The organism is Corynebacterium nasicanis (genome assembly GCF_042658165.1).
GTDB lineage: Bacteria > Actinomycetota > Actinomycetes > Mycobacteriales > Mycobacteriaceae > Corynebacterium > Corynebacterium nasicanis.
This window is the reverse complement of record NZ_JBHSQE010000001.1, coordinates 580,654-606,214: the sequence shown is the minus strand read 5'-3', so window position 1 is coordinate 606,214 and position 25,561 is coordinate 580,654. Positions and strand designations below refer to the sequence as shown.

The following is a 25,561-nucleotide window of genomic DNA, read 5'->3' as shown; positions in this document are numbered from 1 at the left end:
GAACAAAAGGAGTGTGACTGACATGACTGATCAGATCCGGATGACGTCCCCGGGGGCGGGCATGAACCTCGGCGACTCGGTGTACGAGCGTCTGCTGCGCGAGCGCATCATTTTCCTCGGCCAGCAGGTCGACGATGACATCGCCAACAAGATCTGCGCCCAGATCCTGCTGCTGAGCGCGGAGGATCCCACCCGCGACATCTCGCTGTACATCAACTCCCCGGGTGGTTCCGTCACCGCCGGCATGGCCATCTACGACACGATGAAGTACTCCCCGTGCGACATCGCCACCTACGGCATGGGCCTGGCCGCCTCCATGGGCCAGTTCCTGCTCTCCGGCGGCACCAAGGGCAAGCGTTACGCCCTGCCGCACGCCCGCATCATGATGCACCAGCCCTCCGCCGGCGTCGGCGGCACCGCGGCCGACATTGCCATCCAGGCCGAGCAGTTCGCCGCCACCAAGCGTGAGATGGCCGAGCTCATCGCCGAGCACACGGGGCAGACCTTCGAGCAGATCACCCGGGACTCCGACCGCGACCGCTGGTTCACCGCCGAGGAGGCCAAGGAGTACGGCCTCGTCGACCATGTCATCAGCCACGCCCAGGGCCCGATCAGCAACTAGGGAATGAGAGAGAACATGATGAACAACTTCCAGATGCCCCAGTCGCGCTACGTCCTGCCCTCCTTCATCGAGCAGTCCGCCTACGGGACGAAGGAAACCAACCCGTACGCGAAGCTCTTCGAGGAGCGCATCATCTTCCTGGGCACCCAGGTCGACGACACCTCCGCCAACGACATCATGGCGCAGCTGCTCGTGCTCGAGGGCCTTGACCCGGACCGTGACATCACCATGTACATCAACAGCCCCGGTGGTTCCTTCACCGCGCTCATGGCGATCTACGACACCATGCAGTACGTCCGCCCGGACGTGCAGACCGTCTGCCTCGGCCAGGCCGCCTCCGCCGCCGCCGTGCTGCTGGCCGCCGGCGCCCCGGGTAAGCGTGCCGCCCTGCCGAACGCGCGCGTGCTCATCCACCAGCCGGCCACCCAGGGCACCCAGGGCCAGGTCTCTGACCTGGAGATCCAGGCCGCCGAGATCGAGCGCATGCGTCGTCTCATGGAGTCCACCCTGGCGCGTCACACTGGCCGCACGGAGGAGCAGATCCGCCTCGACACCGACCGTGACAAGATCCTCACGGCCGAGGAAGCCAAGGAGTACGGCATCATCGACACCGTCTTCGACTACCGCAAGCTCAACGCCTAGGTAGTTGCGCTGGAAGGGGCCCTGCGGGGCCCCTTTTTTTGCATGCTTATCGACGCCCGCGTGGTGCAGAAATCTGCACGGCTATGCAATAATCTGCCTTGGAGGTGATGATCGTGCGACTACAGAATCCCTTTGCGACGCTCGCACCCACCGGGATCGATTCCCAGCTGCTCACCGTGCTCGCACGCTCCACTCGCGTACTTACCGCCGCGGAAATCCACCGGCTGCTGCCGGAGACCGGTTCACTGCGCGCCGTCCACGACGGGCTCGGACGGCTGGAGGAACAGGGCATCCTGCGTGGCGCAGACCATCGGTCGCAGCGTGGGCTACCAGGTCAACCGCGACCATGTTCTCGCTCCTGCCGTCGAACTCATTGCTGCCGCCCGGCAGGAGTTCTACCGACGCTTGCGTGAGGCGGTCGACACCTGGGAGCCTCGGCCCGTGGCACTCTACGTGTTCGGCTCTGCAGCCCGCGAGAAGATGCACACGGACAGTGATATCGACCTGCTGGTCGTCTTCCCTGATGATGTCCCCGACGAGCACATCGAAAACTGTCTCACGACCCTGAGTGAGAACGTGGAGAGATGGACGGGAAACGAGCCGCGCCCGTTGCTGCTGCGTGACAGCGAGGTGGTGCCCAGCGGGGTGATGGACAACATCGCCCGTGAGGGTCGCGCCGTCGTCGGGGATCCGCAGTGGCTGAGGATGCGGCTTCGTGAGCGTCTCGGTGGATGAATACCCGCCGCGGGGCGGAAACGTACTGCGCAGCCTCATTCCTCGTGCGGCGGGAGGATCGCTTCGGGGGACTCGGGCAGGATCTGTCCACCGTCGATGACGAGGGTCTGGCCGGTGATGTACCCGGCCTCGCGGGTGGCCAGGAAAGTGGCGGCGTTGCCGATGTCACGCGGGTCTCCCAGGCGCAGGGCAGGGATGCCGCGGGCCATCTGTGCGAGGTATTCCTCACCCTGGGCCCTCAGCCCTTCGGTGAGGATGTTGCCCGGCAGGACGCCGTTGATGGTGATGCCGTCGCGGGCGATCTCCAGAGCAGCGCCGCGCATGAAACCCTGCTGCGCGGCCTTGGAGGCTCCGTAATGGGACCAGCCGGGGTAGCCGGTGTGGGATCCGGTGATGGAGGTGGTGATGACGATGCGCCCGTAGCGCTCGCGACGCATGTACGGCAGCACCTCCTGCACGACGACGAAGGTACCGCGGGTGTTGATGTCGAACATCTGTTGCCACTTCTCGTCGTCAAGCTCGTCGAGGGTGGCCTGCGGGAATACACCGGCGTTGGAGCACAAGATCTGGATTCCACCGAACTCCTCGGCGACCGACGCGAACACCGAACGCACCTGCGCGCGGTCGGTGACGTCGAGCTCGCGGGCGTGGGCGCCGGTCTCGGCGGCGGTCTGCTCGGCGGCGGCGAGGTCGAGATCGGCGATGATGACGGTTGCTCCGGCTTCGCGGAGCGATTCGACGATGCCGCGGCCGATGCCGGCGGCACCTCCGGTGACGATGGCTGTCTGGTTGTGCAGATCGAACATGTGGCGCGACTCCTTGTGGGTGGGGGAGAGGGTCGTTTTCCACGGTACCGATGTGCCGTCAGAGCAGCCCGGCGGAGAGCAGGAAGATGGCCAGCCCGTGGGCCAGGACGGCGGCGCTGAGCCCGACTCTCCAGCGCAGCAGAGCGCAGATCAACCCCTCCCACAGGGTGAACGCCAGCAGCGGCCAACCGACGTCGGTGAGGTTGAGAGCGAGGAAGGAGTGGCAGGCGGCGAAGAGGACGGCGGAGATGAGAGCCGCGCGCAGCCCGGAGGTCAGTTGCATCAACCGGCCCTGCAGGTAGCCGCGGAAGAAGACCTCCTCGCCGAAGTTGCCCGCCAGGCACATGAACAACAGGAAAGGCAGGACACCGACGGCCACGTCACCGCCGCGTTCGGCCAGTGGGGTCCCCAGGGAGAACGCCAGGACAGGGGCGGCGGCGAGGACTCCGCCGAGCACTCCGAGGGGCACGGACACCAGGGGTGGGCGGCCATAGGGGAGGAGGGTGCGCAAGGGGGCGTCGAGAAGCGTGAGGCCGACGATGCCCAGACTGCCCAGCCCGAACCCGAGGAGGACCACGATGTTGTCGGTCATCCGCAGCCAGGGGACGGTGGCGTCGACAAGCCCGAAGGACCACAGGCCGGCGGGGGTCATGGCGTCACGAAGCAGGATGAAGCCGAGGATGAGCACACCGATCCGCAGGAGTGGTTCACTCACCGCGCGGACCAGCAGGTAAGCCGGGACGAGGAGCACCATCCCCGGGAGGACTCCGAGGGAGAAGTCGACCAGCTCGCCCATCACAACTCGTCCAGCACGCGCGGCAGCTCGTTCCTGGTGCGCACGCCGAGCTTTCGGTACACGCGCGTGAGGTGGTACTCGACGGTCTTCGAGGACAGGAACAGTTCGCGGGCGACCTCGCGGTTGGTCGCGCCCTCGGCGACGAGCTTGGCGATCTCCTCCTCCTGCGGGGTGAGTCCTCCGGCGCCGGTGGTGCGGGTGCCGAGGCCGCCGGCGCGGCGTTCGCGGTTGCAGCGGTTGACGAATTCGGTGGCGCCCATGGCGGCGAACACGTCGCCGGCGCGGGCGAAGGCTTCGTCGGCGTGGCGGCGGCGGCCCAGGCGGCGGAGGACGCGTCCGTATTCGTAGAGGATGCGCGCCTGGTAGGTGGGCATGGTGAGGGATTCGATCTGCTCGATGGCCTCCTCGAAGCGGCGGATGCCGCCCTCGATGTCGCCGCGTTGCATGAGGATGCCGGCGCGGGGGACGGCGAGCTTGGCGTGCAGCGACCCGATGCCGGATTCGGCGGCGCGTTCTTCGGCGATGGAGGTGATGGCGTCGGCGTCGTCGATACGCCCGGTGAGGACGAGGTGCTGGGCGTAGACGTCTTCCCAGGGCCAGAAGCCGGGTTGGGAGATGTCGGTCTCCTGGGAGATGGACACGAGGGTCTCGCCGGCGCGGTTCATGCCGGAGACGTCGCCTTCGATGCCGCCGATGAGCATGCGGCACATGGCGGAGGGGATGCGCTGGATGACGAAGGCGTCGTGGCTGAAGGTGAGGCGGTTGACGTAGGAGCGGGCGAGTTCGCGGTCGCCGCGGTAGGCGGCGATCTGGGCGCCGGTCCACAGGAGGATGGGTTCGAGGAAGCGGATGCCGAAGCGTTCGGCGCGGGCGAGTCCGCGTTCGACGGTGCGTTCTGCCTCGCGGTATTCGCCGAGGATGAACAGGGTGCGGGCGAGCCACCCGTCCATCCACAGGGAGATGCGTTCGGAACCTTCGTTGCCGGGGTTGAACTGGAGGTAGCGGCGGGCGGCGACGGGGTCGTCGTGGACGAGGTGGATCCATCCGGCGGCCATGTGGCGGCGCTGCGCCAGGGTGGGGGTCTCGCCGGGCAGCGGCACGTCCGGGGGGATGGAGCGGGTGACGGCGGAGCGGCCGATCATGGAGATGTACTGGGCCTCGATGCGGGTGGGGGAGGTTTCGGGGGCCCAGGTGTCGGTGACGCCGGCCCAGTGGACCACCTTTTCGGGTTCCCAGTTGGCCAGGTGGACGAGTACTTTGCGGGAGGCGACGCGGGTGCGCATGGCGGCGTCGGTGGAGCGGGTGTCCTCGAGGGTGTTCCAGGCGCGGTCGATGAGGCTGACGGCCTCGGAGCGGCGTCCCTCGTGCAGCGCCAGGTAGCTGCGCATGGAGTCCACCTTGACGTCGCGGACCACGCGCGAGAGGGTGCCGGCGTGGAGGCGGGCGCGGGGGATGTCGGCGGCGGCGATGAGCGCCTCGATGGAGTTGAGGTGCTGGTCGTGGGAGACCTCGGGGTGGGCGGCGACCTTGGAGGCGAGGGCGAAGGCGTCGGCGGCGTCGAGCCATTGCCCGGCGGCGCCGAGTTGTTCGCCGCGTTCGGCGAGCTGGCGGGCGGTGGCGTCATCGGCACCCTCGGCGCCGAGAGCCTCGTGGATGAGGGCGGCGTCGAGGTTGTTGGAGGCCCGGTGGTACTGGGCGGCGCGGCGGTGCAGGCGGGTGACCTGGGTGGGGCCGGTGGTGGCGCGGGTGACGGCGCGGTCGGTGGGGTGGGTGAAGCGGAGGACGGGGTCGCCCGAGTTGGGGAGGAGTTCGAGGAGGTCGGCGGTGACGGCGGCGTCGAGAAGCGAGCCGTCGAGGTCGTCGGCGAGGAAGCGGATGAGGTCCGGGGAGCCGGTGCCGGTGCCGGGGAGGATGGCGACGGCCGCGAGGACCGGGCCGACGTCGAGCCCGCGGGTGCGGCGCTCGAGGGCGGCTCGCCACGGTTTGGGGATGGGGATCTGGGGGTTGGAAAGGCGCCAGTGGTCGGCGGGCGCGGCCTGCAGGACCTCCTGGATGCGGCCGGGGCGGCCGCCGGTGAGGTCGCGCAGTTCCGCCGCGGCGAGGGGGGAGAGGTGGGCGCCGATGCTGGAGAGGGCGAGCGCGGCGACGTCCTCCACGTCGAGGGGGGCGAGGGTGATGGCGTGGTCGGCCATTTCGCGCATGCGGGACATGGGCAGGTCGTCGTCGGCGTCGTCCTTGTCGGAGGCGGTGAGGATGACCACGACGCGCCCCTCCCGCAGGCGGCGGGTGGCCTCGACGAGGGCGCGCAGGGAGGTGACGTCGGCCCAGTGGGCGTCGTCGATGATGATCGCGGTGCGCGCCCCCTCCCGGTCGACCAGCTCGCCCAGGGTGCCGGTGCCGTCCGCCCGGTGGAGGATGTGGGTGAGCAGTTCACCCTCCTCGTCCGCGTGCCAGGACAGCGCAGACACGCGGATGCCGGACCAGCCCGGCAGGGAGCGGGCTATCTCCCGGACGAGGGAGGATTTGCCGGAGCCGACGGGCCCCGTGATGAGGAAGAGCAGGCCGCCACCGGGTTCGAGATCGGTGGCGTCGTCGACCACGGTGCGAAGAATCTTGCCCGAGGTCTGCTGCGAACCGAGGTTATGCGACGAATACACGATGCCCACGGTACTACCTGCCCTTCCCTATCAACCCTGATCGCCGCCCGCGACCGGCAGCACGGTGCCGGTGATGTAACTGGCTTCGCGGGAGGCCAGGAACACGATCGGCGCGGCCTGCTCGGCGAGCGTGCCGTAGCGTTTGAACAGGGAGGATTCAATCGTCTGGTCGATGATCTGCTGGTACCACTCCTTCTCCCGCTCGCCGTCCGGCCCGGGTCCGCGCGAGACCTTGCGGGCGGGGGCGAGGGTGCCGCCGGGGGCGGTGGCGACGACGCGGATGTTCTTCTCCGCCGCCTCGAGCGCCAGCGCGGAGACCAGGGCGTTGACCCCGCCCTTCGCCGCTGCGTAGGGCACCCGGTTGACGCCGCGGGTGGCCACGGAGGAGACGTTGACGATGGTGCCGCCGCCGGCGTCGATGAGCGCGGGCAGTTCCGCGCGCACCGACCACAAGGTGGTGAACAGCGAGCGGCGGATCTCCGCCTCGATCTCCTCCGGCGAGTAGTGCTCGTAGGGCTTCGCCCAGATGGTGCCGCCGACGTTGTTGATCACCACGTCGAGCCAACCGAGCTTATCGACGCCCGCCGCCACCATCTCCTCCGCGCCCTGCCACGTCTCCAAGTCCGCCGTGGCGGACCCGACGGTCGCGCCGGTCTCTGCGGCCAGCTCTGCCGCGACCTCGTGGACGAGCTCGGAGCGGTCGACGAGGAAGAGCTCGCCGCCCTCGTGGGCGATGCGGTGGGCAACGGCCTGGCCGATGCCCTGCGCCGCCCCGGTGACCAGCACCTTCTGCCCGGCGAAGCGCCCGGCGGTGAGCAGTTGCGGGGGACCGGCGACCCCCTCGCCCTCGGGCATCATGCCGGAGCCTTCGCGGCCACGTTCTGGTCCATGGTGTGGATGGCGTGGTCGTTGTGGGCGCGCAGCAGTGCGCGGACGCGCTCGTGATCGCCGGCCTCGAGGGCGTCGATGATCTGGAGGTGCTCGTCGGCGATGTCGGCGTGCATGAAGCCGGAGTCCTCCAGGTCGCGGCCCATCACCCGGGAGACCTCGAGGTTGCGGTAGGCCTGCAGCATGGCGTCGTTGCCGGAACGGCGGAAGAGGAACTCGTGGTAGGCGTTGTTCGCCTCGACGTAACCGGCGACATCGGTGAGCTTCTCGCCGTCGATGAAGGAGTTGGCCTTCTCGGCCAGCTCGCGGAAGGTGGCGTAGTCCTCGGCGTCGAGAAGGTCGGCGACCAGGGTGATGACACCGAGCTCGAGGGCCATGCGGGCGTCGAAAATGGCGCAGGCGGCGTCGTCGAGACGGTGGACCTGGCCGGTCTCCACGCCCGGGGCGGTGATGGTGACCGACGCGGAGGAGTCGGTGGTGGACAGGTCCGCGGTGACGCTGGAGTCACCGGCGGTGCCGGCCGCGGAGGAGAACTTCTCGTAGTAGAAGTTCTGCGGCGGGTTCGGCTGCTCGTTGAGGAACGTGCGCACGGCCTCCACCATTGGCGGCGGGCCGCACAGGTAGACGTCGGCGGCGCCGTCGTGCAGGTGCTCCTCGGTCATGTGCTGGGTGACGTAGCCCTTGAGCTCGTTGTTCGACTCCGGGTCGGAGACGACGGTGATGTAGTCGAAGTCCGGGAGGCGGGTCTTGAAGGAGTCGAGCTTCTCCAGCTCCACGAGGTCGTGGTCGAAGGTGGCGCCGTAGATGAGGCGGACGGGGACGTCGAGAAGCTCGTCCTCGGTGAGCTTCTCCAGGATCGACATGATGGGGGCCAGCCCGGTGCCGCCGGCAAGCAGCAGGATCGGGTTGACCGGCTCGCGGAGGAAGAAGGAGCCCATCGGGCCGGTGAGGTTGAGGCGGTCGCCCACCTGCGCCTTGTCGGTGAGGTACTCGGACATGAGCCCGCCGCGGGTGAGCTTGACCAGGAAGGTGACGATGTCCTCGGAGGGCCCGGAGGAGAAGGAGTAGGAGCGGTGGAACTCCGAGTTCGGCGGGGAGATGTTCATGTACTGGCCGGGCAGGTAGTTGAGCGAGGTGCGGTCCTCGATCTGTACGGCGAACTTCACGGTGGACTCGGAGAGGCGCTCCAGCTCGGTGATGGTGCCCAGCAGGGTGGAGGCGCCGGTCTTGGCCAGAACGGAGGTCGTGGCGATCTGCACGACCATGTCGGAGTAGGGCCGGGTCTGGCAGGTGAGGATGTAGCCTTCGGCGGCCTCGTCCTCGGAGAGGGCGTCCTCGATGTACTCGCCCTCGTCGTAGTCGCCGGACTCACAGAAGGACTTGCACGTGCCGCACGCGCCGTCGCGGCAGTCGAAGGGGATGTTGATGCGGGCCTGGTAGGCGGCGTCGGCCAGGGTCTGGTCCTCCTCGCACTCGATGAAACGGGTGATGCCGTCCTCGAAGGCCAGGGCAATCTGATGGGACATGGTCGGCCTCCTAGACCTGGTAGATGTCGACGACGTGGTGGATGAAGTCGTTCTTCAGCACGATCTTCTTCTTGGTGATCAACGGGCTCTCCCCGCTGACGTCGAGGGTCAGCCACGTGGTGCCGAAGTAGTGGTCGGTGGTGTTGTAGCGGAAGTAGTAGGAGATCCAGTTGTAGCGGACGTCGACCTCGCCGTCGCGACGCTCGAGGATCTCCACGTTGGTGGCGTAGTGGCCGGTCCGCGGCTCCGGGATGGAGGTGGCGGAGGAACGCTCGGTGCGGATGCGGAAGACACGGTCCTCCAGGCCACCGCGGTTGGGGTAGTAGATGAGGGAGATCTCGCGCTGCGGGTCGGTGGTGAGGGTGTCGTCGACGTCCCACGCCGGCATCCAGTACTCGGCGTCTTCGCGGTAGAGCTCGAGCCACTCCTCGAACTTGCGGTCGTCGAGCAGGCGGTTCTCCAGGTAGATGAAGTCCTCGATCTCGGTGCGGGTGATCGTGGAGAGTGCGGTGGTCATGTGGTGCTCCTTGAAGAGGTGGCGGGGTGGGGGATTAACCGCGGGTGCGGCGACGACGGCGGGCGGCGGGGGCGTCACCCTTGGCGGCGAGACGGGCGGCGGCGCGGGCCTTGGCGAACTCGGCGGTGGCCTGGGCGGAGGCGCGGTCGTCGATGACGTGCTTGGTGTCACCGGCGGCCTCCTCGGCCTCGACGGCGCGCTCCATGACGTTCTCCCAGTAGGAGTGCTGGATGGGGTAGAGGCCCTCGTCCTCGGTCTTGGCGCCGGAGGACAGCACGGAGGTCAGGCCCAGCTCGGAGGCCTTGTCGTTGAGGCCCTCGACCTGCTGGTGCAGGCCGCGGGTCATGTCGTTCCACGGGAAGGACGAGGCCTGGTAGGTCTTCTGGCAGGAGCGGAACTCCTCCAGGTCGTCCGGGGTGGCCATGCCGGTGGCGTTGAAGAAGTCCTCGTACTGGCGGATGCGCGTGGCGCGGGACTTGCCGGACTCACCCTTCGGGGCGATGCACCAGATGGAGACCTCGGTCTTGTCCACGGCGATCGGCTCGAGGCGGCGGATCTGGGTGGAGAACTGGTCCATGATGTAGACGTTCGGGTAGAGGCACAGGTTGCGGGAGGCGCCGACCATGAAGTTGCCGCGGGCCTCGCCGTGCAGCTCCTTGAGCTCGTCGAGACGGTCGTACATGGGGCGGTCCTCCGGGTTGGCCCAGTCGGTCCACAGGACGAGGTGGCCGTTGGGGAAGGAGAAGTAGCCGCCGCCCTGCTCGCCCCACTTGCCGGCGTCCATGGCCTTGGTCTCGTTCTTGGACTCGCCGGTGGAGCGGCGGGAGGTGGTGGCCGCGTAGTTCCAGTGGGTGGAGGAGACGTGGTAGCCGTCTGCGCCGTTCTCCGCCTGCAGCTTCCAGTTGCCGTCGAAGGTGTAGGTGGAGGTGCCCTTGAGCACCTCGAGGCCCTCGGGGGACTGGTCGACGAGCATGTCGAGGATGACGCGGGCGTCGCCCAGGTGCTCGTCGAGCGGCGCGACATCGTCGTTGAGGGAGCCGAAGAGGAAGCCGCGGTAGGACTCGAACTTGGGCACGCGGCGCAGGTTGTGGGAGCCGTCGGTGTTGAACTGCTCGGGGTATCCGCCGTCCTTCTCGTCCTTGACCTTGAGCAGGGTGCCGTCGTTGGAGAAGGTCCACCCGTGGAAGGGGCAGGTCAGGGTGGTGCGGTTGTCCACCTTCTTGCGGCAGAGCATGGCGCCGCGGTGGGAGCAGGCGTTGATGAGGCAGTTGAGCTCGCCGTCCTTGCCGCGGGTGATCACCACGGGCTGGCGGCCGATGTTGGTGGTGAAGTAGTCACCGACCTCGGGGATCTGAGATTCGTGGGCGAGGAAGATCCAGTTGCCTTCGAAGATGTACTTCATCTCGAGGTCGAAGATCTCCTGGTCGGTGAAGATCTCGCGGTTGACGCGGACGATGCCCTCGTCGGGGCGGTTCTCCAGTGCGCGGGACAGGATCTCGCGGGTGGCGGTGGTCATGATGGGGACTCCGATCTTCCGGGGGGCCCGGGTTGCCCCGGTGGGTCCGGGGGGAGGGACGTGTGACGGGACCCATCATGGGCCGGGTGTGCGACGCGCCACATCGGGGGAACGCCTAGGGGTTGTTAGGGGGATACCGTTCACTGGGGTGTGGCGGTGTTCGTTGGATGGTGGCCACCTGCGGGGATGGTCTCCGGGGGCGCGGCAGGCCATTCTCGGGGGCGGGGTTGGCCGGAGGGGGTGAACTTTTGGGTGCGTAAATCGGATAAAAGGGCTCTCAGCTGCGTTTTCGGGACACGGGTGGGGCGTGTTGTGGCGGGCGTCGGCGGGTGTGTGGCGCTGTGGCGGGGGTGGTCGGGGGTGGAATTGTGCGGCGCAAGGCCTGGAAACCCTGAGGGTAGTACCTAGGCTTCGGCCAGGGGGGTGCGTGCGGGGCGTGGTGCGCGCCGGGCTGGCGCCCCTCCTGAGCAGCGGAAACGTCACCTTGCCCACGCGCGGCCCAGGGCACTGAAGGAAATCCCCACCCGAAAGTCCTTGCGCCGGCCAGGTGAGGTGGGACACAGTGAAGGCACACCAGCGAGCAGTTCACCCGAACCGCGGGACGCTGGACCCCCCTCTTCGTTGTTCCCCCATCACCACCACACTTTCAGGAGTCTCCATGTCCTTCGAGAACCTCTCCACCCACGACGGTGACCCCACCGCCAAGGGTTCCGGCAACGCCGCCACCGACAAGTTCAAGGGCGAGTCCGTCAAGTCCGACACCTCCAAGGAGCGCGCCAACGCGATCTACACCGATCTGCTGGCCGCCATCGCCGAGGTCGCCCACAAGCACCAGGTCACCTACGACGAGTACCGCGTCCTGAAGAACTGGATGATCCAGGTCGGCGAGTACGGCGAGTGGCCGCTGTGGCTGGACGTCTTCGTCGAGCACGAGATCGAGGAGATCAACTACAACCGCAACGACTACACCGGCACCAAGGGTTCCATCGAGGGCCCCTACTACGTGCCGAACTCCCCGGAGCTGCCGTGGCAGGCCGAGATGCCGATGCGCGAGCAGGACAAGGCCGCCGAGTCCCTCATCTTCAAGGGGCAGGTCACCGACGTCGAGGGTCAGGGCCTGAACGGCGCCACCATCGAGCTGTGGCACGCCGACGAGGAGGGCCTGTACGCACAGTTCGCCCCGGGCATCCCGGAGTGGAACCTGCGCGGCACCATCCGCACCAACGAGAACGGCGAGTTCGAGATCACCACCCTGTTCCCGGCCCCGTACCAGATCCCGGCCGACGGCCCGACCGGCTGGTTCATCGACTCCTACGGCGGCCACCCGTGGCGCCCGGCCCACCTGCACCTCATGGTCAAGCACCCGGGCTACCGCGAAATCACCACCCAGCTCTACTTCGAGGGTGGCGAGTGGGTCGACAACGATGTCGCCACCGCCGTGAAGCCGGAGCTCATGCTCAGCCCGCAGCCCAACGCCGAGGGTGTCCAGGAAGTCACGTACAACTTCGCCCTCGACAAGGAAGACTAGACTTTTCCTTGACCGGCCCCACGTCCCCTCGGGCGTGGGGCTTTTCCCCTTATAGATGGAGTATTCCGTGTCTGATCTCAACATCGCCCGGGTGGAGACCCGGCTTCTCGACGTCCCCCTCTTCCGCCCCCACGGCTTCGCCACCTACACCGCGACCGCCCAGCCCATCCTGCTCGTCTCCGTCGTCCTGGAGGGCGGGGTCACCGGCTTCGGCGAGGGCGTCGTCCCCGGCGGCCCGTGGTGGGGTGGCGAATCCGCCGAGACCATGAAGGTCATCATCGACGGCCACCTCGCCCCCATCATGGTCGGTCGCCCGGTGTCCGACCTGGCCGGCATCATGGCGGATTTCGAGCGCTCCGTGGCCAACATGCGTTTCGCCAAGGCCGCCTGTGACATCGCCATGCACGACGCCTGGGCCCGCGCCCTGGATATCCCGGTCCGCGACCTTCTCGGCGGCCGCGTCCGCGATGACATCGAGGTCACCTGGGCCCTCGGCGTCCTGCCGCTGGCCGAGGCCGTCGCCGAGATCGAGGAGCGCATCGCCTCCCACGGCCACACCTCCTTCAAGCTGAAGATGGGCTCGGGAGACCCGGCCGTCGACACCGCCCGCATCGCCGAGCTGGCGCGCGAGCTCGACGGAAAGGTCGGCCTGCGCATCGACGTCAACGCCCGCTGGGACCGCATCACCGCCCTCAAGTACCTCCCCGTGCTTGCCGACGCCGGCGTCGAACTCTTCGAGCAGCCCACCCCGGCCCACGACCTGGCCACCCTCCGCGAGATCACCCGCCGCATCGGCGTGCCCGTCATGGCCGACGAATCGGTGTGCTCCCCGGCCGACGCCCTCGCCGTGGTCCGCGAGGAGGCCGCCGACGTCATCGCGGTGAAGACCACCAAGCTCGGTGGCCTCCTCGAGTCGAAGAAGACGGCCGCCATCGCCGAGGCCGCGGGCCTGGCCTGCCACGGCGCCACCTCCCTCGAGGGGCCCTTCGGTACCGCCGCGTCCCTGCATTTCGCCTGCTCCACTAAGGCGATCTCCTACGGTTCGGAGCTCTTCGGGCCGATGCTGCTCCGCGAGTCCTACACCACCGAGGACCTCGTCTACGCCGACGGCGTGGTCACCCTCCCCACGGGCCCGGGCCTGGGCCTCGAGCCCGACTGGGAGAAGATCGAGAGCTTCACCCGTAAGTAGTCCGCCCCGGCCCTGGCCCCCCTTGGGTTGGCACGTGAACCCCACCCGTCACACTCCGTGACCTGGTGAAACGCCTCGTAGGCGGAAACTTCACGTGCCAACGCAAGGGGGGCCTTCGGCTATCCTCACCACCATGTGGTTGATCCGCCTGCACGCCCGCCTGCCCCTCGACATGGATCCCGAGGTCCGCGCCGACCTCATCCAGCGCACCCGCGATCTCCTCGCGACATGGCAGGGGGAGGCCTGGCGCATCCCCGGCGGCTGGACGTGGGTCCTTCTCATCGACGCCCCCGACCCCCACCAGCTCATCTCCGCCCTGCCCCTGGACCCCTGGCTGGAGGTGACGGTGGAACCCCTGGTGGGGGACTGACTTCTCCTACACGCGCACGCTTTCCTGATCCGCCACCGGCGCGGTGTGGGCCCGCACCCCGCGCAGCACGAGGGCGGTGGCGCCGACGAGGAGGGCGGCCGCGGAGTAGAGGGCGGTGGGGGACCAGCCGGCGTCGAGAAGGTAGCCGACGACGATGGGCGCCAGGACGGCGCCGCCGCGGGCGATGCCGATGGCGGAGCCCACGCCCGTGGTGCGCAGCTGCGCGGGGTAGGCCTGCGGGGTGACGGTGTACATGCCGGTGATACAGCCGTTGAGCAGCATGCCCACGCCGACGCCGAGGGCGAACATGAGGGTCGGCCACGCGGCGGCGCTGACGAAGCCGACGAGGACGACGGCGGAGAGGATGCTGAAGATGGTGAGGACGCGGCGGGCGTCGATACGCGTGGTCAGCGAGCCGAACAGCAGCGAGCCGAGGGTGCCGCCGAAGGAGAGCATGATGCCGCCGATGATGCCCTGCTGGGCGGAGAGTCCGTACTCGGTGAGCAGCTTCGGGGTCCACTGGTTGGCGAACTGGAACCCGGCGGTGATGAGGGAGAACGCGATCCACAGGCGGATCGTCGTGCCGCGCAGCGGTCCGCGGAAGAGTTCCGCGATGCTCGCGGTGTGCTTCTCGACGCCCCCCTGGTTCACCTCGAACTCCTCGACGATGCCGATGCGCCGCGCGACGGCCCGCACCTGGGCGATTTCGCCGCGGTTGCGCAGGTGGTCGACGGATTCGGGCAGGGCGATGACGGTGATGAGCAGCGAGGCGGCGGTCAGCGCCGCCCCGATGGCGAAGATGGAGCGCCACCCGTGGACGGGGATGAGCTGGGCGGCGAGCACGCCGCAGAGGGAGGCGCCGAGGCCGTAGCCGGCGGAGTAGATGGAGATGGCCAGCCCGCGGAAGCGCAGGTTGGAGAACTCCGAGACGACGACCGTCACGCACGCGAGGATGCCGCCGACGCCGATGCCGGTGATCACGCGCCACAGGAGAAGTTCGGTGAAGGAGTCCGCCACGGCGGACATGCTCAGCCCGAGGAGGTCGATGGCCAGGGCGGCGAGGATGAGGGTCTTGCGTCCGTAGCGGTCGGCGAGGGGCGCGAGGAAGAGGGATCCGAGTCCGATGCCGATAAGCGCCGCCGAGAGCAGCCAGCCGAGGGGGGCGCCGCGGAGGGCGAATTCCTCGGAGACGGCGGAGGAGGTGAACGCCATGGCGACGAGGTCGTAGCCGTCGAGGGCGTTGAGGAAGGCGGCGAGCCCGATGATGAACCACTGGTAGGTGCTCATGCGGGAGGTGTCGATGAGGTGTCGGATGTCCACGACCGGTGAGACTACGTCAGCCGCCGGAGGAACCCTCAATTGTATTCATGTTCGGGTGGAGAATCGGGTACTCCCCGCCCGAGAGAACGGAGGGCGGGGAGTAGATCGCGGGGGTTTAGAGGGAGGAGCCGCCGTGGAGGACGGCGGAGCCGAAGTTCCAGGCTGCCCAGGAAGCGGCGATCTGCAGTCCGGCGTGGATCTGGTCGGAGGGCAGGTGGGTCAGGTTGTGCACGGTCTGCACGATGCCCGGGTGGACCGGGACGAGGGAGCTCGGGTACGGAGCTGCCGACTGTGCATTCGCGGTGGCGGTGGTGCCGCCCAGGATGAGGGCGGTGGTGGCGACTGCGACGATGGACTTGCGGAACATGGTGCCTCCTCGGGCGGGTAGAGCGGTAAGGAAAGTGAAGTCAACTTGCTGGGGCCGAGGATAGTGATGGAGTAGGACCGCGTGCATGTGTGGGGGTGGCGTGGGTCACATTGATTACCCCCGCTCGGCCTCTTGCGCGGCGGCCGTCCCATGTGGCCGCCTCACGCGCCCTCCAGCGCCCCTGGCGCACACCCCTAACTAACCCCTGGCTCGCCGCACTGCAGGGAACCCGCTGGCCACTGACTTTTCATTCCATTCACGCCCGTTCGCAGTGCGAACCCCTTGCCAGTATGTGAACCAGGTCTCTAATGTGGTTCTCATCACCTCATAAGGTCAAGCAGGAGGACCACCCCCATGAGCACACCACTCAACGCCGCCACCGACGGCTTCTTCGCCCCGCTGCACTTCCCCGAGTACCGCACCACCATCAAGCGCAACCCGAGCAATGACCTCATCATGGTCCCGGAGCGCCTCGGCGAAAGCTCGGGCCCCGTCCTCGGGGACCGCGACCTCGGCGGTATCGACAACGACATGACCCAGGCCAACGGCGGCGAGGCCATCGGCCAGCGCATCTTCGTCCACGGCCGGGTCCTCGGCTGGGATGGCAAGCCCGTGCCGCACACCCTCGTCGAGGCCTGGCAGGCCAACGCCGCCGGGCGCTACCGCCACAAGAACGATTCCTGGCCCGCCCCGCTCGACCCGCACTTCAACGGCGTCGCCCGCACCATGACCGACGAGAATGGTCACTACAACTTCCTCACCGTCATGCCCGGCATGTACCCGTGGGGTAACCATCACAACGCCTGGCGCCCCGCCCACATCCACTTCTCCCTCTACGGCCGCCAGTTCGTCGAGCGCCTCGTCACGCAGATGTACTTCCCCGGTGACCCGATGTTCTTCCAGGACCCGATCTACAACTCGGTGCCGGCCGGCGCCCGCGAGCGCATGATCGCCGTCTTCGACTACGACGAGACCCGCCCGAACTACGCCCTGGGCTACAAGTTCGACATCGTCCTCCGCGGCAAGAACGCCACCCCCTTCGAGTAGGAAGCGACCAGCATCATGATTGACACCCACAAGACGGGCGAATTCCGTTACCCGGTCTCCGACATCCGCGACCAGGACGAGGCTGGCTTCGGCATCACCCCCTCCCAGACGGTCGGCCCCTACGTGCACATCGGCCTCACCCTCGAGGGCGCGGAGATCATCGCCGCGGAGGGCGACACCGTCGACGTCACCTTCACGGTCCTCGACGGCAACGGCGACCCGATCGCGGACGCCATGATCGAGATCTGGCAGTCGCGCCCCGACGGCACCTACAACACCACCGAGCACGAGGGCTTCCGCGGCCTGGGCCGCGGCATGTGCGACGAGACCGGTTCGGTCACCTTCACCACCCTCGTGCCGGGGGCGAGCGAGGACGAGGCCCCGCACCTCAAGGTCGGCGTCTTCGCCCGCGGCATGCTCGAGCGCCTCTACACCCGCCTGTACTTCCCGGAGCAGGACAACAGCTCCGACCCGGTGCTCGCGCTTGTCGACGCCCCGCGCCGCGAGCTCCTCATCGCCGAGCAAGTGGACGGTGGTTACCGGAAGACCATCGTCATGCAGCACGCGGATCCGGAGAAGGAGACCCCCTTCTTCCGTGTCTGACCTGAGCCGCAACACCTACAGTGACGTCGCCTCCGGCGAGGTGGCCGTCCACGGGCACCTCTCCGACCACGCCTTCCTCTCCGCCATCCTGGAGTTCGAGGGCGCGCTGGCCGACGCCGCCGCCGAGACCGGGCACATCACCCCGGAGGCGGCCCGCGACGCCCACGCGGCGCTCGATTCCTTCGAACTCGACGTCGAGACCGTCGCCGCAGCCTCGGCTGCCGGGGGCAACCCGACGATCCCCATCGTCGCGGAGCTGAAGAAGCGCGCCGGGAGCCCCGCCGGGGTCCACGTCGGCGCGACCAGCCAGGACGCCATCGACACCGCCCTCGTGCTCTGCCTGCGCCGAGCCGGGCGTGCGCTCGACGGGCTTCTCGACGAAGTGGAGGCCCTGCTCACCCAGCTGGCCACCACCCACCGCGACACCCCCGTCATGGGCCGCACCCTCGGCCAGCAGGCCCTGCCCACCACGTTCGGCGTCATCGCCGCGGGCTGGCTCGAGGCCGTGCGCACCTCCGCCCGCCACCTCGGCGACACGCTGGAGGCGCTGCCGGTGCAGTACGCCGGGGCCACCGGCAACCTCGCCGACACGCATCCGTTCGGCATCGAGATCCATGACCGCCTCGCCGCGGACCTGGGCCTGGCGTCCCGCCCGCTGGTGTGGCACACCAACCGCCTTCCGCTGGTCAGCGTCGGGTTGGCCGCCGCGCAGGTGGCCGGGGCCGCGCGGAAGATCGCGGGCGACATCATCGCCTCCTCCGCCACGGAGATCGCCGAGCTCGCGGAAGCCACCCCGGGCGGATCCTCCTCCATGCCGCACAAGGCCAACCCGGCCTCCGCCGTGGCCTGCGACGGCTACGCCCGGCGCACCCCGGGGCTGGCGGCCACCCTGCTGGACACCCTCGACTGCCGCTGGCAGCGGGGGACCGGCAGCTGGCACGCCGAGTGGCAGACCATCCGCGAGATGTTCGCCACCACGGCCTCCGCAGTCAACCGCCTGCACGCCAGCCTCGACGGGCTGCGCGTGCACACCGAGACCATGGCGCAGCGTCTGACCGGTGACAACACCGGACACGCCGCCGAGATCACCGACCTCATCCTGGAAGGAGTAAGCCAGTGAGCACCTACGACGAGGGCCGCGCAGCGGCCTTTGACACCGGAATGCGCAACCGCCGCGCGGTGCTGGGGGACGCGCACGTGGATGCGGCCGTCGCCAAGCAGACCCCGGTGACGGAGAAGTTCCAGGACTTCATCACCCGCACCGCGTGGGGTGACGTGTGGAACCGCGAGGGTATCGACCACACGCAGCGCCGCCTTCTCACCATCGCGATCCTCACCGCCGTGGGCAACGACGGCGAACTGGACATGCACATCCGCGCGGCGCTGCGCGCGGGCGTCGACTCCGACCTCATCGGAGAGGTCCTGCTCCACACCGCCGTCTACGCCGGCGTCCCCAATTCCAACCACGGCTTCAAGCTCCTGCAGAGCGCCGTCGCCGACCTCGAAGGAGAACTCCCGTGACCCACACACCCGTAGCCATCATCGGCGCCGGCCCCGCCGGTCTCACCCTGGCCCACCTGCTCCACCACAACTACGGCATCGAGTCCGTCATCTTCGAGTCCCGCTCCCGCGCGGACGTCGAGGAGACCGTCCGCGCCGGCGTCCTCGAGCAGGGCACCATGAACCTCATGCGCGAGACCGGTGTCGGCGAGCGCATGGACGCCGAAGCCGACATCGATGACGCCATCGAGCTGGCCATCGACGGCGAGCGCACCCGCATCGACCTTGCGGGTCTCACCGGCCACCACATGGCCGTCTACCCGCAGCACGAGTACCTCAAGGACTTCATCGCCGCGCGTCTCGCCGCCGGCCAGACCATCCACTTCGAGACCGAGGTCACCGACGTCGCCGGCTACGACGGCGACCAGGTCACCGTCTTCTACACCACGAAGGACGGCCAGGAGCAGCAGCTCACCGCCGACTACGTCATGGCCGGCGACGGCTCCGCCTCCCCGCGCCGCGCACTCATCACCGAGCTGCCCGGCGCCGTGCGCGCCCGCCACGAGTACCCCTACGCGTGGTTCGGCATCCTTGTGCACGCGCCGCAGACGCAGAAGGAGCTCATCTACGCCAACTCCGAGCACGGCTTCGCCCTCATCTCCACCCGCACCCCGGAGATCCAGCGCTACTACCTGCAGTGCAACCCCGAAGACACCGTCGACATGTGGTCCGACGAGCGCATCTGGGAGGAGCTGCACAAGCGCGTCTCCACCGATGACCTGCGCGTGGCCGAGGGCGAGATCTTCGACAAGGCCGTCCTGCGTTTCCGTTCCGCCGTCACCGACCCCATGCAGCGCGGCCGCCTCTTTCTCGCCGGCGACGCCGCCCACACCGTGCCGCCCACCGGCGCGAAGGGTCTCAACCTCGCCGTCGCGGACGTCTCCGTCCTCGCCCCGGCCCTGGCGCGCGCGATCAAGAAGAACAACACCGATCTTCTCGACGCCTACTCCTCCCTCGCCGTCCCGCGCGTGTGGAAGGCCCAGCACTTCTCCTACTGGATGTCCTCCATGCTGCACACCGTGCCCGGCCAGGAGTACTTCCAGACCGAGCGATCCCGCGCAGAACTGCGCTCCGTCCTGTCCACCGAAGCCGGCCGCACCTACCTGGCGCAGCAGTACGTCGGCCTCGACCTCCCGAAGTTCGAGGTATAAATGTCCACCGCCACCAAGGCTCCCGCAGCGGTCCGCTCCACGTTCACCGTCACCCTCCTGCTGTGGATCGCCGTGCTTCTCGACGGCTTCGACATGGTCGTCATCGGCGCCGTCCTGCCCTCCATGATCGAGGACCCCACCTGGCAGGTCACCCCGGGTGAAGGCACCCAGATCGTCACCGCCGGCCTCGTCGGCATGACGATCGGCGCCCTGGCGATCGGCACCCTCACCGACAAGCTCGGCCGCCGCTGGGTGATGATCGTCTCCGTCTTCGCCTTCTCCCTGCTCACCCTCGCGATGGGCTTCGCCGGCTCCGTCGGGATGCTCATGGTCCTGCGCTTCTTCGCCGGCGTCGGCCTGGGCGGCTGTCTGCCCACCGCGATCTCCATGGTCACCGAGTTCCGCGGGCGCGCCAAGGCCGGATCCTCCACCACCACCGTCATGACCGGCTACCACGTCGGCGCCGTGCTCACCGCGCTCCTGGCCATCGTCATGATCGCCCCCTTCGGCTGGCACTCCCTGTTCATCGTCGGAGCTGTCCCGGGTCTCATCCTCGCCCCGATCATGTACTTCCTCCTGCCGGAGTCCCCGCAGTACCTCCTGGCCAAGGGCCGTATCGCCGAGGCCGAGGAGATCGCCGCACGCTACGGCATGGAGCTGTCCGACGAGCTCGACCGATCCGCCGCGCAGGCCGCCCAGGCCGACAAGCAGCGCAGCGCCCTGGCCTCCGTCCTGGCGCCGAAGTACCGCCGCAACTCCCTCGCCGTGTGGGCCACGTCCTTCATGGGCCTGCTGCTGGTCTACGGACTCAACACCTGGCTGCCGCAGATCATGCGTGCCGCCGACTACGACCTGGGCAACTCCCTGGGCTTCCTGCTGGTGCTCAACGTCGGCGCCGTCGTCGGCCTGCTCATCGCGGGTCGGGTCTCCGACACCCACTCGCCGCGCCGCACCGGCATCCTGTGGTTCGTGCTCTCCGCGCTCTTCCTCGCGCTCATGGCCATCAAGCTGCCGCTGCTCGCGCTGTACGCGATCGTGTTCACCACCGGTGTGTTTGTGTTCTCCTCGCAGAACCTCGTCTACGCCTTCGTCGGCGAGAACCACCCGTCCAACATGCGCGCCACCGCGATGGGCTTCTCCGCGGGCATCGGTCGCCTCGGCGCGATCTCCGGCCCGATGCTCGGTGGGCTGCTCATCAGCCTGGGCCTGGCGCATCCGTGGGGCTTCTTCGCCTACGCGGCCGTCGGCCTGGCGGGCGCGCTCATCTTCTCGCTGACACGACCGCTCTACCGCCGGTAGGCATATCACCCCAGGTATATCTCCCCAGGTATAGGTCGAGTAGCCCCGGACCCGCAGCCCCGGGCTACTCGACCTCTACCTGCCAAGCTGTGCCTCGGGTGATATGCCTTAGCCGAGCCGCTCGCGCAGCTCCTGCCGCGTCCGCACCCCGAGCTTCCGGTACACCCGCGTGAGGTGATACTCCACGGTCTTCGTGGACAGTGACAGCTCGCGCGCCACCGCCGCGTTCGTCGCCCCCTCGGCGACGAGCGCGGCGATCTGCTCTTCCTGGGGGGTCAGCCCGTGCGGATTGGTGCGGGGCGCCACTCCGACGCCACCGACGCGACGCTCCGCGGCACAGCGCTCCACCATGACATTCGCGCCCATCTGCGCGAAGATCTCCGCAGCGTGGGAGAGAATCTCGTCGGCCCGCTGGCGGCGCCCGTGCCGGCGCAGCACCTTGCCGTACTCGAAGAGGATGCGCGACTGATAGGCGGGCATGGGGGTGTCCAGAATGGCCTCGACCGCCTCCTCGAAGGTGCGCAACCCGGCGCTGACGTCGCCGCGCTGGATCTGGATCGTCGCCCGGGGCACGGCGTTCTTCGCCCGGAGGGAGACGAGGCCGGAGGGGGAGTGGCGGGCCTCGGTGGCGGTGATGAGCTCGTCGGCGGCGTCGATACGCCCCGCCCGGAGGAGGGTCTGCGCGTAGACGTCCTCCCAGGGCCAGAAGCCGGGGTGCTGGGTGTCGGTGGAGGAGACGGTGCGCGCCAGTTGGGCGCCGGCGCGCAGGGCAGCGGGGAGGTCGGCGGAGTTGGCGGCGACGATCATCCGCCCCATCGCCGCAGGCAGGGACTGCAGGAGGAAGGCGTCCTCACTCACCGTCATCCGCTGGAGGTAGGAGCGGGCGAGCAGGTCATCGCCCTGCATGGCGGCGATCTGCGCGCCGGTCCACAGGAGCATCGGCTCGAGCAGCTCCATGCCGTGGGCCTCGCTGGTGGCCAGTCCGCGTTCGACGACGCGCGCCGCGGTGGTCCATTCGCCGAGCACGTAGAGGGTGCGGGAGAGCCACGCGTCCTGCCACACGCCCGTGATCACCGACTGCCCCGGCAGGTGCTGGAGGCGTTCGCGCGCGGTGAGGGGGTCATCGAACGTCAGCGCCAGCCAGCCGTGGACCATCGCCAGGCGCTGTGTGTCCAGCGCAGTGGTGGGGTGGATGTCGATGGCGGGCATCCGGCCGGACAGGGCGGCGTCGGCGACGAGCCCGAGGATACGGGCTTCGTCGATAAGCAGGGTGGAGGCCTTGGCCTGCAGGGCAGGCAGATCCCAGTCCGCCAGGGAGAGCAGCACGCTGCGCACGCGGTGGCGGGGCTCCGGGCCGGGATCGGCGAGGTACTCGTGCGCGCGGCGGCGCAGGCCGCGATTGAGCGCGAGGTAGCCGCGCAGGCTGTCCTGCTCAGCCGGGTCCTGGTCGGGGGAGCATTCGTTGAGGTGGAGCTCGGCGGTGGGCAGTTCGCCGGCGACCGTCAGCTCGCGGGCCAGCGCCAGATGGTCCCGCTTATCGACGCCCCGCCGCAACGCCCCCTCCGGCAGCGCCGCGAGCAGCGCGGTCATCGCCCCGGGACGACCCCCGGTCTCCGCGTGGATCTGCTCGACCATCGCCACCGGGACGCGCCGGCCCGTGACGGCGTGGAGATACCCGGCGGTCTCCGCCAGCGTCAACGGCGGCAGGTGGAGGACCTCGGTGGCCAGGTGATCGAGACCCGGCCCGTCGACCGTGGCGATGACCGACACCGTCGATTCCGGGTGCCGCGCCGTCGAAATGAGCTGGCGCAGGGAACGCTCGTCGGCGTGCTGGAGATCATCGACGACGACCACCGTGTCCGCCAGGGGAGTGGGCAGGAGCGAGGCGAGCGCGCCGGGCTCGTCCCGATTCCACGGAAACAGCGCCACCCGGTGCTGGTTCTGCGCGCCCAGCCGCGCGATGACCGCCTCCAGGGCACCCTTCCGGTCCGCCCCCTCCGGCCCGGAGATGAGCAGCACCACACCCGCCTCCGCAGCCGTGACGTGCAGGGCCGCGCGGAGGAGCAGGCGACGGTGGATGTGCCGCAGATACTGGGAGGTCATGGTGGGTTCGACGCTACCAGCGGCGGCGGTGGGCCCCTAGACTGTACGCACACATGATCCGGAAGGAGGCGACATGGCACGGTCGGAGTTGCAGCGCGCCTCCTTCGACGACGCCGGGGTGTTCGCGCAGAGCATCACCCGGGTCTACCGCCCGGTGTTCCACGATGGCGGGGGTCGGCAGGCGAATGTCGAGGTCGTCGATAAGCCGGGGCGGCGGGGTTTCCGGGCGTCGTTGAGCGCGCACGAGCTGGACGGCGTCGTGCTGTCGACCGTCGACGTCAGCGGCCACGAGGTGGACTACCAGGGCACCGTCGACGCGGCGGACTCGGCGCTGAAGATCTACTACGTCGCCTCCGGTACCGCCGTCATCCGGCAGGAGGGGCGCGAGCAGACGGTGGAGGCCGGGCAGCTGGGCGTGCACGATTCCATGCAGCCGTACCAGATCTGGACGGAGACGGGTTTCGACAGCCTCATCATGGTCGTGCCGAAGTCCCGCCTGCTCACCCTCGGTGCCGGGTATTCCGACCTCAGCGCCGCGCGTTTCACCTCCGGGGAGGGGGCGGGGCGCCTGGTGCTGCCATATCTGCAGGGCCTGAGCGGGGGTTTCGAGGAGATGGTCCGCGGGCAGGGTCGGCAGATCGTGCGCAGCACCGTCGACCTGCTCACCATGCTGTTCAGCTCCGCGCTCGGGTCGGCCGCCGAGGGGCCCGACGTGCAGCGGGCACGCCAGCGGGAGGACATCGAGGGCTGGATTCGTGATCATCTTCTCGACGCCGACCTCTCCCCGGGCCGCATCGCCGCCACCCACTTCATGTCCACCCGTGCCCTGCACGCCCTGTTCGCGGAGGTGGACACCACCGTGGGGGCCGTGGTGCGCGCCGCACGCCTGGAGCGGGCGCGGGAGCTGCTCGTCCTCCACCCCACCTGGGCGCTCGCGGAAGTGGGCCGGTGGTCCGGCTTCTCCGATCCCTCGTATTTCTCCCGGGTGTTCAAGCAGGAGTTCGGGATGTCGCCGCGGGAGTTCCGGGCGGCGGGGGCATGAGGTAGCTCATCGAGCGTGCCTGCACGCCCAGTCCAGAACTCCTGCACTCCAGTCCTAGAGTGCTCCACATCACTATTGGCAGGATGTGTGTCACACGCCCCGTTTGTGGCGGGGCCCCGACAGACACAAGGACACCATCATGCAGATCGACGCCTACGTCGTGGACTCCATCAACGCCCCCTTCGTCCGTGAGAAACTCGCGCTCGCTGATCCCGGACCCGGGGAGGTGCTCGTCCGGGTCGTGGCCACGGGCGTGTGCCACACAGACCTCAACACCCAGGGCGGCGACATGCCCCTACCCCTGCCTGGAGTTCTCGGGCACGAGGGCTCCGGGGTGGTCGAAGCGGTCGGCGACGGCGTGGACAGCGTCGCGCCGGGCGACCACGTCATCATGGGGTGGCCCTACTGCGGAACCTGCCGCAACTGCCTCCGCGGCCAGCACCGCTACTGCCTCAACATCGGCCCGGAACTGCTGGCCGGCGTGCGCCTGCACGGGCCCGAGGCGGGCAGCTCCGCCTACTCCCGCGCGGACGGCAGCCCGCTGTCCGGGCACTTCTTCGGCCAGTCCTCCTTCGCCACCTATTCCCTGACACGCGCGAACGCGCTGGTGAAGGTGGACAAGAATGTGGATCTGGCGCTGCTCGGGCCGCTCGCGTGCGGTATCACCACCGGCGCCGGGGCGATCTTCAACACCGCGCGCCCCAGCCCCGGGGAATCGGTCGTCATCGTTGGCGCGGGCGCGGTCGGTCTGGCCGCCGTCATGGCCGCCCGCAACACCCCGGCCGCCACCATCGTGGCCGTCGACCTGCAGGACAATCGCCTGGAGCTGGCGCAGGAACTCGGCGCCACCCACACCATCAACTCGCGCGACACCGACATGCTGGAAGCCATCGCGGAGATCTGCGGCGGCGCCGCAGACTACGTCGTCGACTGCACCGGCAACATCAAGGTCATCGAGCAGGCGGCGGATGCCGTCGGGCTGCTGGGCACCGTCATCCTCGTCGGCGGGGCGCCCGCCGAGGCTCGCTTCTCCCTCGACCACATGCGCACCCTGTTCGGCAAGACGATCGTGGGCACCCTCGGCGGCTCCTCCACCAGCCAGGAACTCATCCCGGGGCTGATCAAGCTCTACCAGGCCGGGCGATTCCCCTTCGACCGTCTGGTCACACTCTACGACTTCGACGACATCGACCAGGCCATCCACGACGCCCACGAGGGCGGCACCATCAAGGCCGTCCTCCGAGTCTCCGACATCTGACACTCCAGAAACGAGAACA

The 25,561-nt window shown here is 68.7% G+C and carries 24 protein-coding genes; 14 read left to right on the top strand and 10 right to left on the bottom strand.

Going from position 1 to position 25,561, the window contains the following annotated elements; genetic code table 11:
* Positions 1-22: 22 nt before the first annotated feature.
* The 3 genes from ACFPUZ_RS02985 to ACFPUZ_RS02975 all read left to right on the top strand — a co-directional run bounded on the left by ACFPUZ_RS02985 (position 23) and on the right by ACFPUZ_RS02975 (position 1,999).
* The gene (locus ACFPUZ_RS02985; protein ID WP_376999729.1) at positions 23-622 is read left to right on the top strand and encodes an ATP-dependent Clp protease proteolytic subunit; all 600 of its coding nucleotides are present in this window, start codon (positions 23-25) and stop codon (positions 620-622) included.
* A gap of 15 nt (positions 623-637) precedes the next feature.
* On the top strand, positions 638-1,264 hold the full coding sequence (locus tag ACFPUZ_RS02980; RefSeq protein WP_376999727.1) for an ATP-dependent Clp protease proteolytic subunit: 627 nt from the start codon (positions 638-640) through the stop codon (positions 1,262-1,264).
* Between the two features lie 297 nt (positions 1,265-1,561).
* The gene (locus ACFPUZ_RS02975; RefSeq protein WP_376999725.1) at positions 1,562-1,999 is read left to right on the top strand and encodes a nucleotidyltransferase domain-containing protein; all 438 of its coding nucleotides are present in this window, start codon (positions 1,562-1,564) and stop codon (positions 1,997-1,999) included.
* Between the two features lie 35 nt (positions 2,000-2,034).
* On the opposite strand, the gene fabG is transcribed toward ACFPUZ_RS02975, so the two are convergent.
* Genes fabG through benA form a run of 7 tightly spaced genes read right to left on the bottom strand, consistent with a single transcriptional unit; the run spans position 2,035 to position 10,705 of the window.
* Positions 2,035-2,805, bottom strand: a complete 771-nt coding sequence (fabG, locus tag ACFPUZ_RS02970; protein WP_376999723.1) for a 3-oxoacyl-ACP reductase FabG — start codon at positions 2,803-2,805, stop codon at positions 2,035-2,037.
* Positions 2,806-2,863: 58 nt separating this feature from the next.
* On the bottom strand, positions 2,864-3,601 hold the full coding sequence (locus tag ACFPUZ_RS02965) for a CPBP family intramembrane glutamic endopeptidase (protein WP_376999721.1): 738 nt from the start codon (positions 3,599-3,601) through the stop codon (positions 2,864-2,866).
* Complete coding sequence (locus tag ACFPUZ_RS02960) at positions 3,601-6,258, bottom strand: helix-turn-helix transcriptional regulator (protein ID WP_376999719.1); 2,658 nt, start codon at positions 6,256-6,258, stop codon at positions 3,601-3,603. Before ACFPUZ_RS02960 ends, ACFPUZ_RS02965 begins: the two co-directional genes overlap by 1 nt.
* A gap of 30 nt (positions 6,259-6,288) precedes the next feature.
* Positions 6,289-7,116, bottom strand: coding sequence for a 1,6-dihydroxycyclohexa-2,4-diene-1-carboxylate dehydrogenase (locus ACFPUZ_RS02955; protein ID WP_376999717.1), 828 nt, complete (start codon positions 7,114-7,116; stop codon positions 6,289-6,291).
* Positions 7,113-8,672, bottom strand: a complete 1,560-nt coding sequence (gene benC / locus ACFPUZ_RS02950) for a benzoate 1,2-dioxygenase electron transfer component BenC (protein WP_376999715.1) — start codon at positions 8,670-8,672, stop codon at positions 7,113-7,115. Before benC ends, ACFPUZ_RS02955 begins: the two co-directional genes overlap by 4 nt.
* Positions 8,673-8,682: 10 nt before the next feature.
* Positions 8,683-9,189, bottom strand: coding sequence for a benzoate 1,2-dioxygenase small subunit (benB, locus tag ACFPUZ_RS02945; protein ID WP_376999713.1), 507 nt, complete (start codon positions 9,187-9,189; stop codon positions 8,683-8,685).
* Positions 9,190-9,223: 34 nt separating this feature from the next.
* Positions 9,224-10,705 carry a benzoate 1,2-dioxygenase large subunit gene (gene benA / locus ACFPUZ_RS02940; protein ID WP_376999711.1) on the bottom strand — a complete coding sequence of 494 codons (1,482 nt, stop codon included), beginning with the start codon at positions 10,703-10,705 and terminating at the stop codon, positions 9,224-9,226.
* 658 nt (positions 10,706-11,363) lie between these two features.
* On the opposite strand from benA, the gene catA reads away from it, so the two are divergent.
* The 3 genes from catA (at position 11,364) to ACFPUZ_RS02925 (ending at position 13,792) form a co-directional block, all read left to right on the top strand.
* On the top strand, positions 11,364-12,233 hold the full coding sequence (catA, locus tag ACFPUZ_RS02935) for a catechol 1,2-dioxygenase (RefSeq protein WP_376999709.1): 870 nt from the start codon (positions 11,364-11,366) through the stop codon (positions 12,231-12,233).
* 67 nt (positions 12,234-12,300) lie between these two features.
* Complete coding sequence (locus ACFPUZ_RS02930) at positions 12,301-13,422, top strand: muconate/chloromuconate family cycloisomerase (protein WP_376999708.1); 1,122 nt, start codon at positions 12,301-12,303, stop codon at positions 13,420-13,422.
* 133 nt (positions 13,423-13,555) lie between these two features.
* Positions 13,556-13,792, top strand: coding sequence for a muconolactone Delta-isomerase family protein (locus tag ACFPUZ_RS02925; protein ID WP_376999706.1), 237 nt, complete (start codon positions 13,556-13,558; stop codon positions 13,790-13,792).
* Positions 13,793-13,798: 6 nt separating this feature from the next.
* Here ACFPUZ_RS02925 and ACFPUZ_RS02920 read toward each other — a convergent pair whose 3' ends face one another.
* Both ACFPUZ_RS02920 and ACFPUZ_RS02915 read right to left on the bottom strand, forming a co-directional pair.
* Positions 13,799-15,112: an MFS transporter gene (locus ACFPUZ_RS02920; protein ID WP_376999704.1), complete on the bottom strand. Its 1,314-nt coding sequence runs from the start codon at positions 15,110-15,112 to the stop codon at positions 13,799-13,801.
* 115 nt (positions 15,113-15,227) lie between these two features.
* Complete coding sequence (locus tag ACFPUZ_RS02915; protein ID WP_376999702.1) at positions 15,228-15,479, bottom strand: hypothetical protein; 252 nt, start codon at positions 15,477-15,479, stop codon at positions 15,228-15,230.
* 354 nt (positions 15,480-15,833) lie between these two features.
* On the opposite strand from ACFPUZ_RS02915, the gene pcaH reads away from it, so the two are divergent.
* The 6 genes from pcaH to ACFPUZ_RS02885 are packed head-to-tail and all read left to right on the top strand — an operon-like array spanning position 15,834 to position 21,139.
* On the top strand, positions 15,834-16,526 hold the full coding sequence (gene pcaH / locus ACFPUZ_RS02910) for a protocatechuate 3,4-dioxygenase subunit beta (RefSeq protein WP_376999700.1): 693 nt from the start codon (positions 15,834-15,836) through the stop codon (positions 16,524-16,526).
* Between the two features lie 15 nt (positions 16,527-16,541).
* A complete protein-coding gene (gene pcaG / locus ACFPUZ_RS02905; RefSeq protein ID WP_376999698.1) occupies positions 16,542-17,129 on the top strand; it encodes a protocatechuate 3,4-dioxygenase subunit alpha in 588 nt (195 codons plus the stop codon).
* A 1-nt stretch (position 17,130) separates the two neighbouring features.
* Complete coding sequence (pcaB, locus tag ACFPUZ_RS02900; protein ID WP_376999969.1) at positions 17,131-18,249, top strand: 3-carboxy-cis,cis-muconate cycloisomerase; 1,119 nt, start codon at positions 17,131-17,133, stop codon at positions 18,247-18,249.
* Positions 18,246-18,650, top strand: coding sequence for a 4-carboxymuconolactone decarboxylase (gene pcaC, locus ACFPUZ_RS02895; RefSeq protein WP_376999696.1), 405 nt, complete (start codon positions 18,246-18,248; stop codon positions 18,648-18,650). The genes pcaB and pcaC overlap by 4 nt, the downstream gene beginning before the upstream one ends.
* On the top strand, positions 18,647-19,840 hold the full coding sequence (locus ACFPUZ_RS02890; RefSeq protein ID WP_376999694.1) for a 4-hydroxybenzoate 3-monooxygenase: 1,194 nt from the start codon (positions 18,647-18,649) through the stop codon (positions 19,838-19,840). Before pcaC ends, ACFPUZ_RS02890 begins: the two co-directional genes overlap by 4 nt.
* Positions 19,841-21,139: an MFS transporter gene (locus ACFPUZ_RS02885; RefSeq protein WP_376999692.1), complete on the top strand. Its 1,299-nt coding sequence runs from the start codon at positions 19,841-19,843 to the stop codon at positions 21,137-21,139.
* A 108-nt stretch (positions 21,140-21,247) separates the two neighbouring features.
* Here ACFPUZ_RS02885 and ACFPUZ_RS02880 read toward each other — a convergent pair whose 3' ends face one another.
* The gene (locus ACFPUZ_RS02880; RefSeq protein ID WP_376999690.1) at positions 21,248-23,242 is read right to left on the bottom strand and encodes a LuxR C-terminal-related transcriptional regulator; all 1,995 of its coding nucleotides are present in this window, start codon (positions 23,240-23,242) and stop codon (positions 21,248-21,250) included.
* A gap of 73 nt (positions 23,243-23,315) precedes the next feature.
* Here ACFPUZ_RS02880 and ACFPUZ_RS02875 point away from each other — a divergent pair, with 73 nt between their 5' ends.
* Together ACFPUZ_RS02875 and ACFPUZ_RS02870 are read left to right on the top strand one after the other, a co-directional pair.
* The gene (locus tag ACFPUZ_RS02875; RefSeq protein ID WP_376999688.1) at positions 23,316-24,284 is read left to right on the top strand and encodes an AraC family transcriptional regulator; all 969 of its coding nucleotides are present in this window, start codon (positions 23,316-23,318) and stop codon (positions 24,282-24,284) included.
* Between the two features lie 139 nt (positions 24,285-24,423).
* Positions 24,424-25,542, top strand: coding sequence for an NAD(P)-dependent alcohol dehydrogenase (locus ACFPUZ_RS02870; RefSeq protein ID WP_376999686.1), 1,119 nt, complete (start codon positions 24,424-24,426; stop codon positions 25,540-25,542).
* The last annotated feature ends 19 nt before the right edge of the window (positions 25,543-25,561 follow it).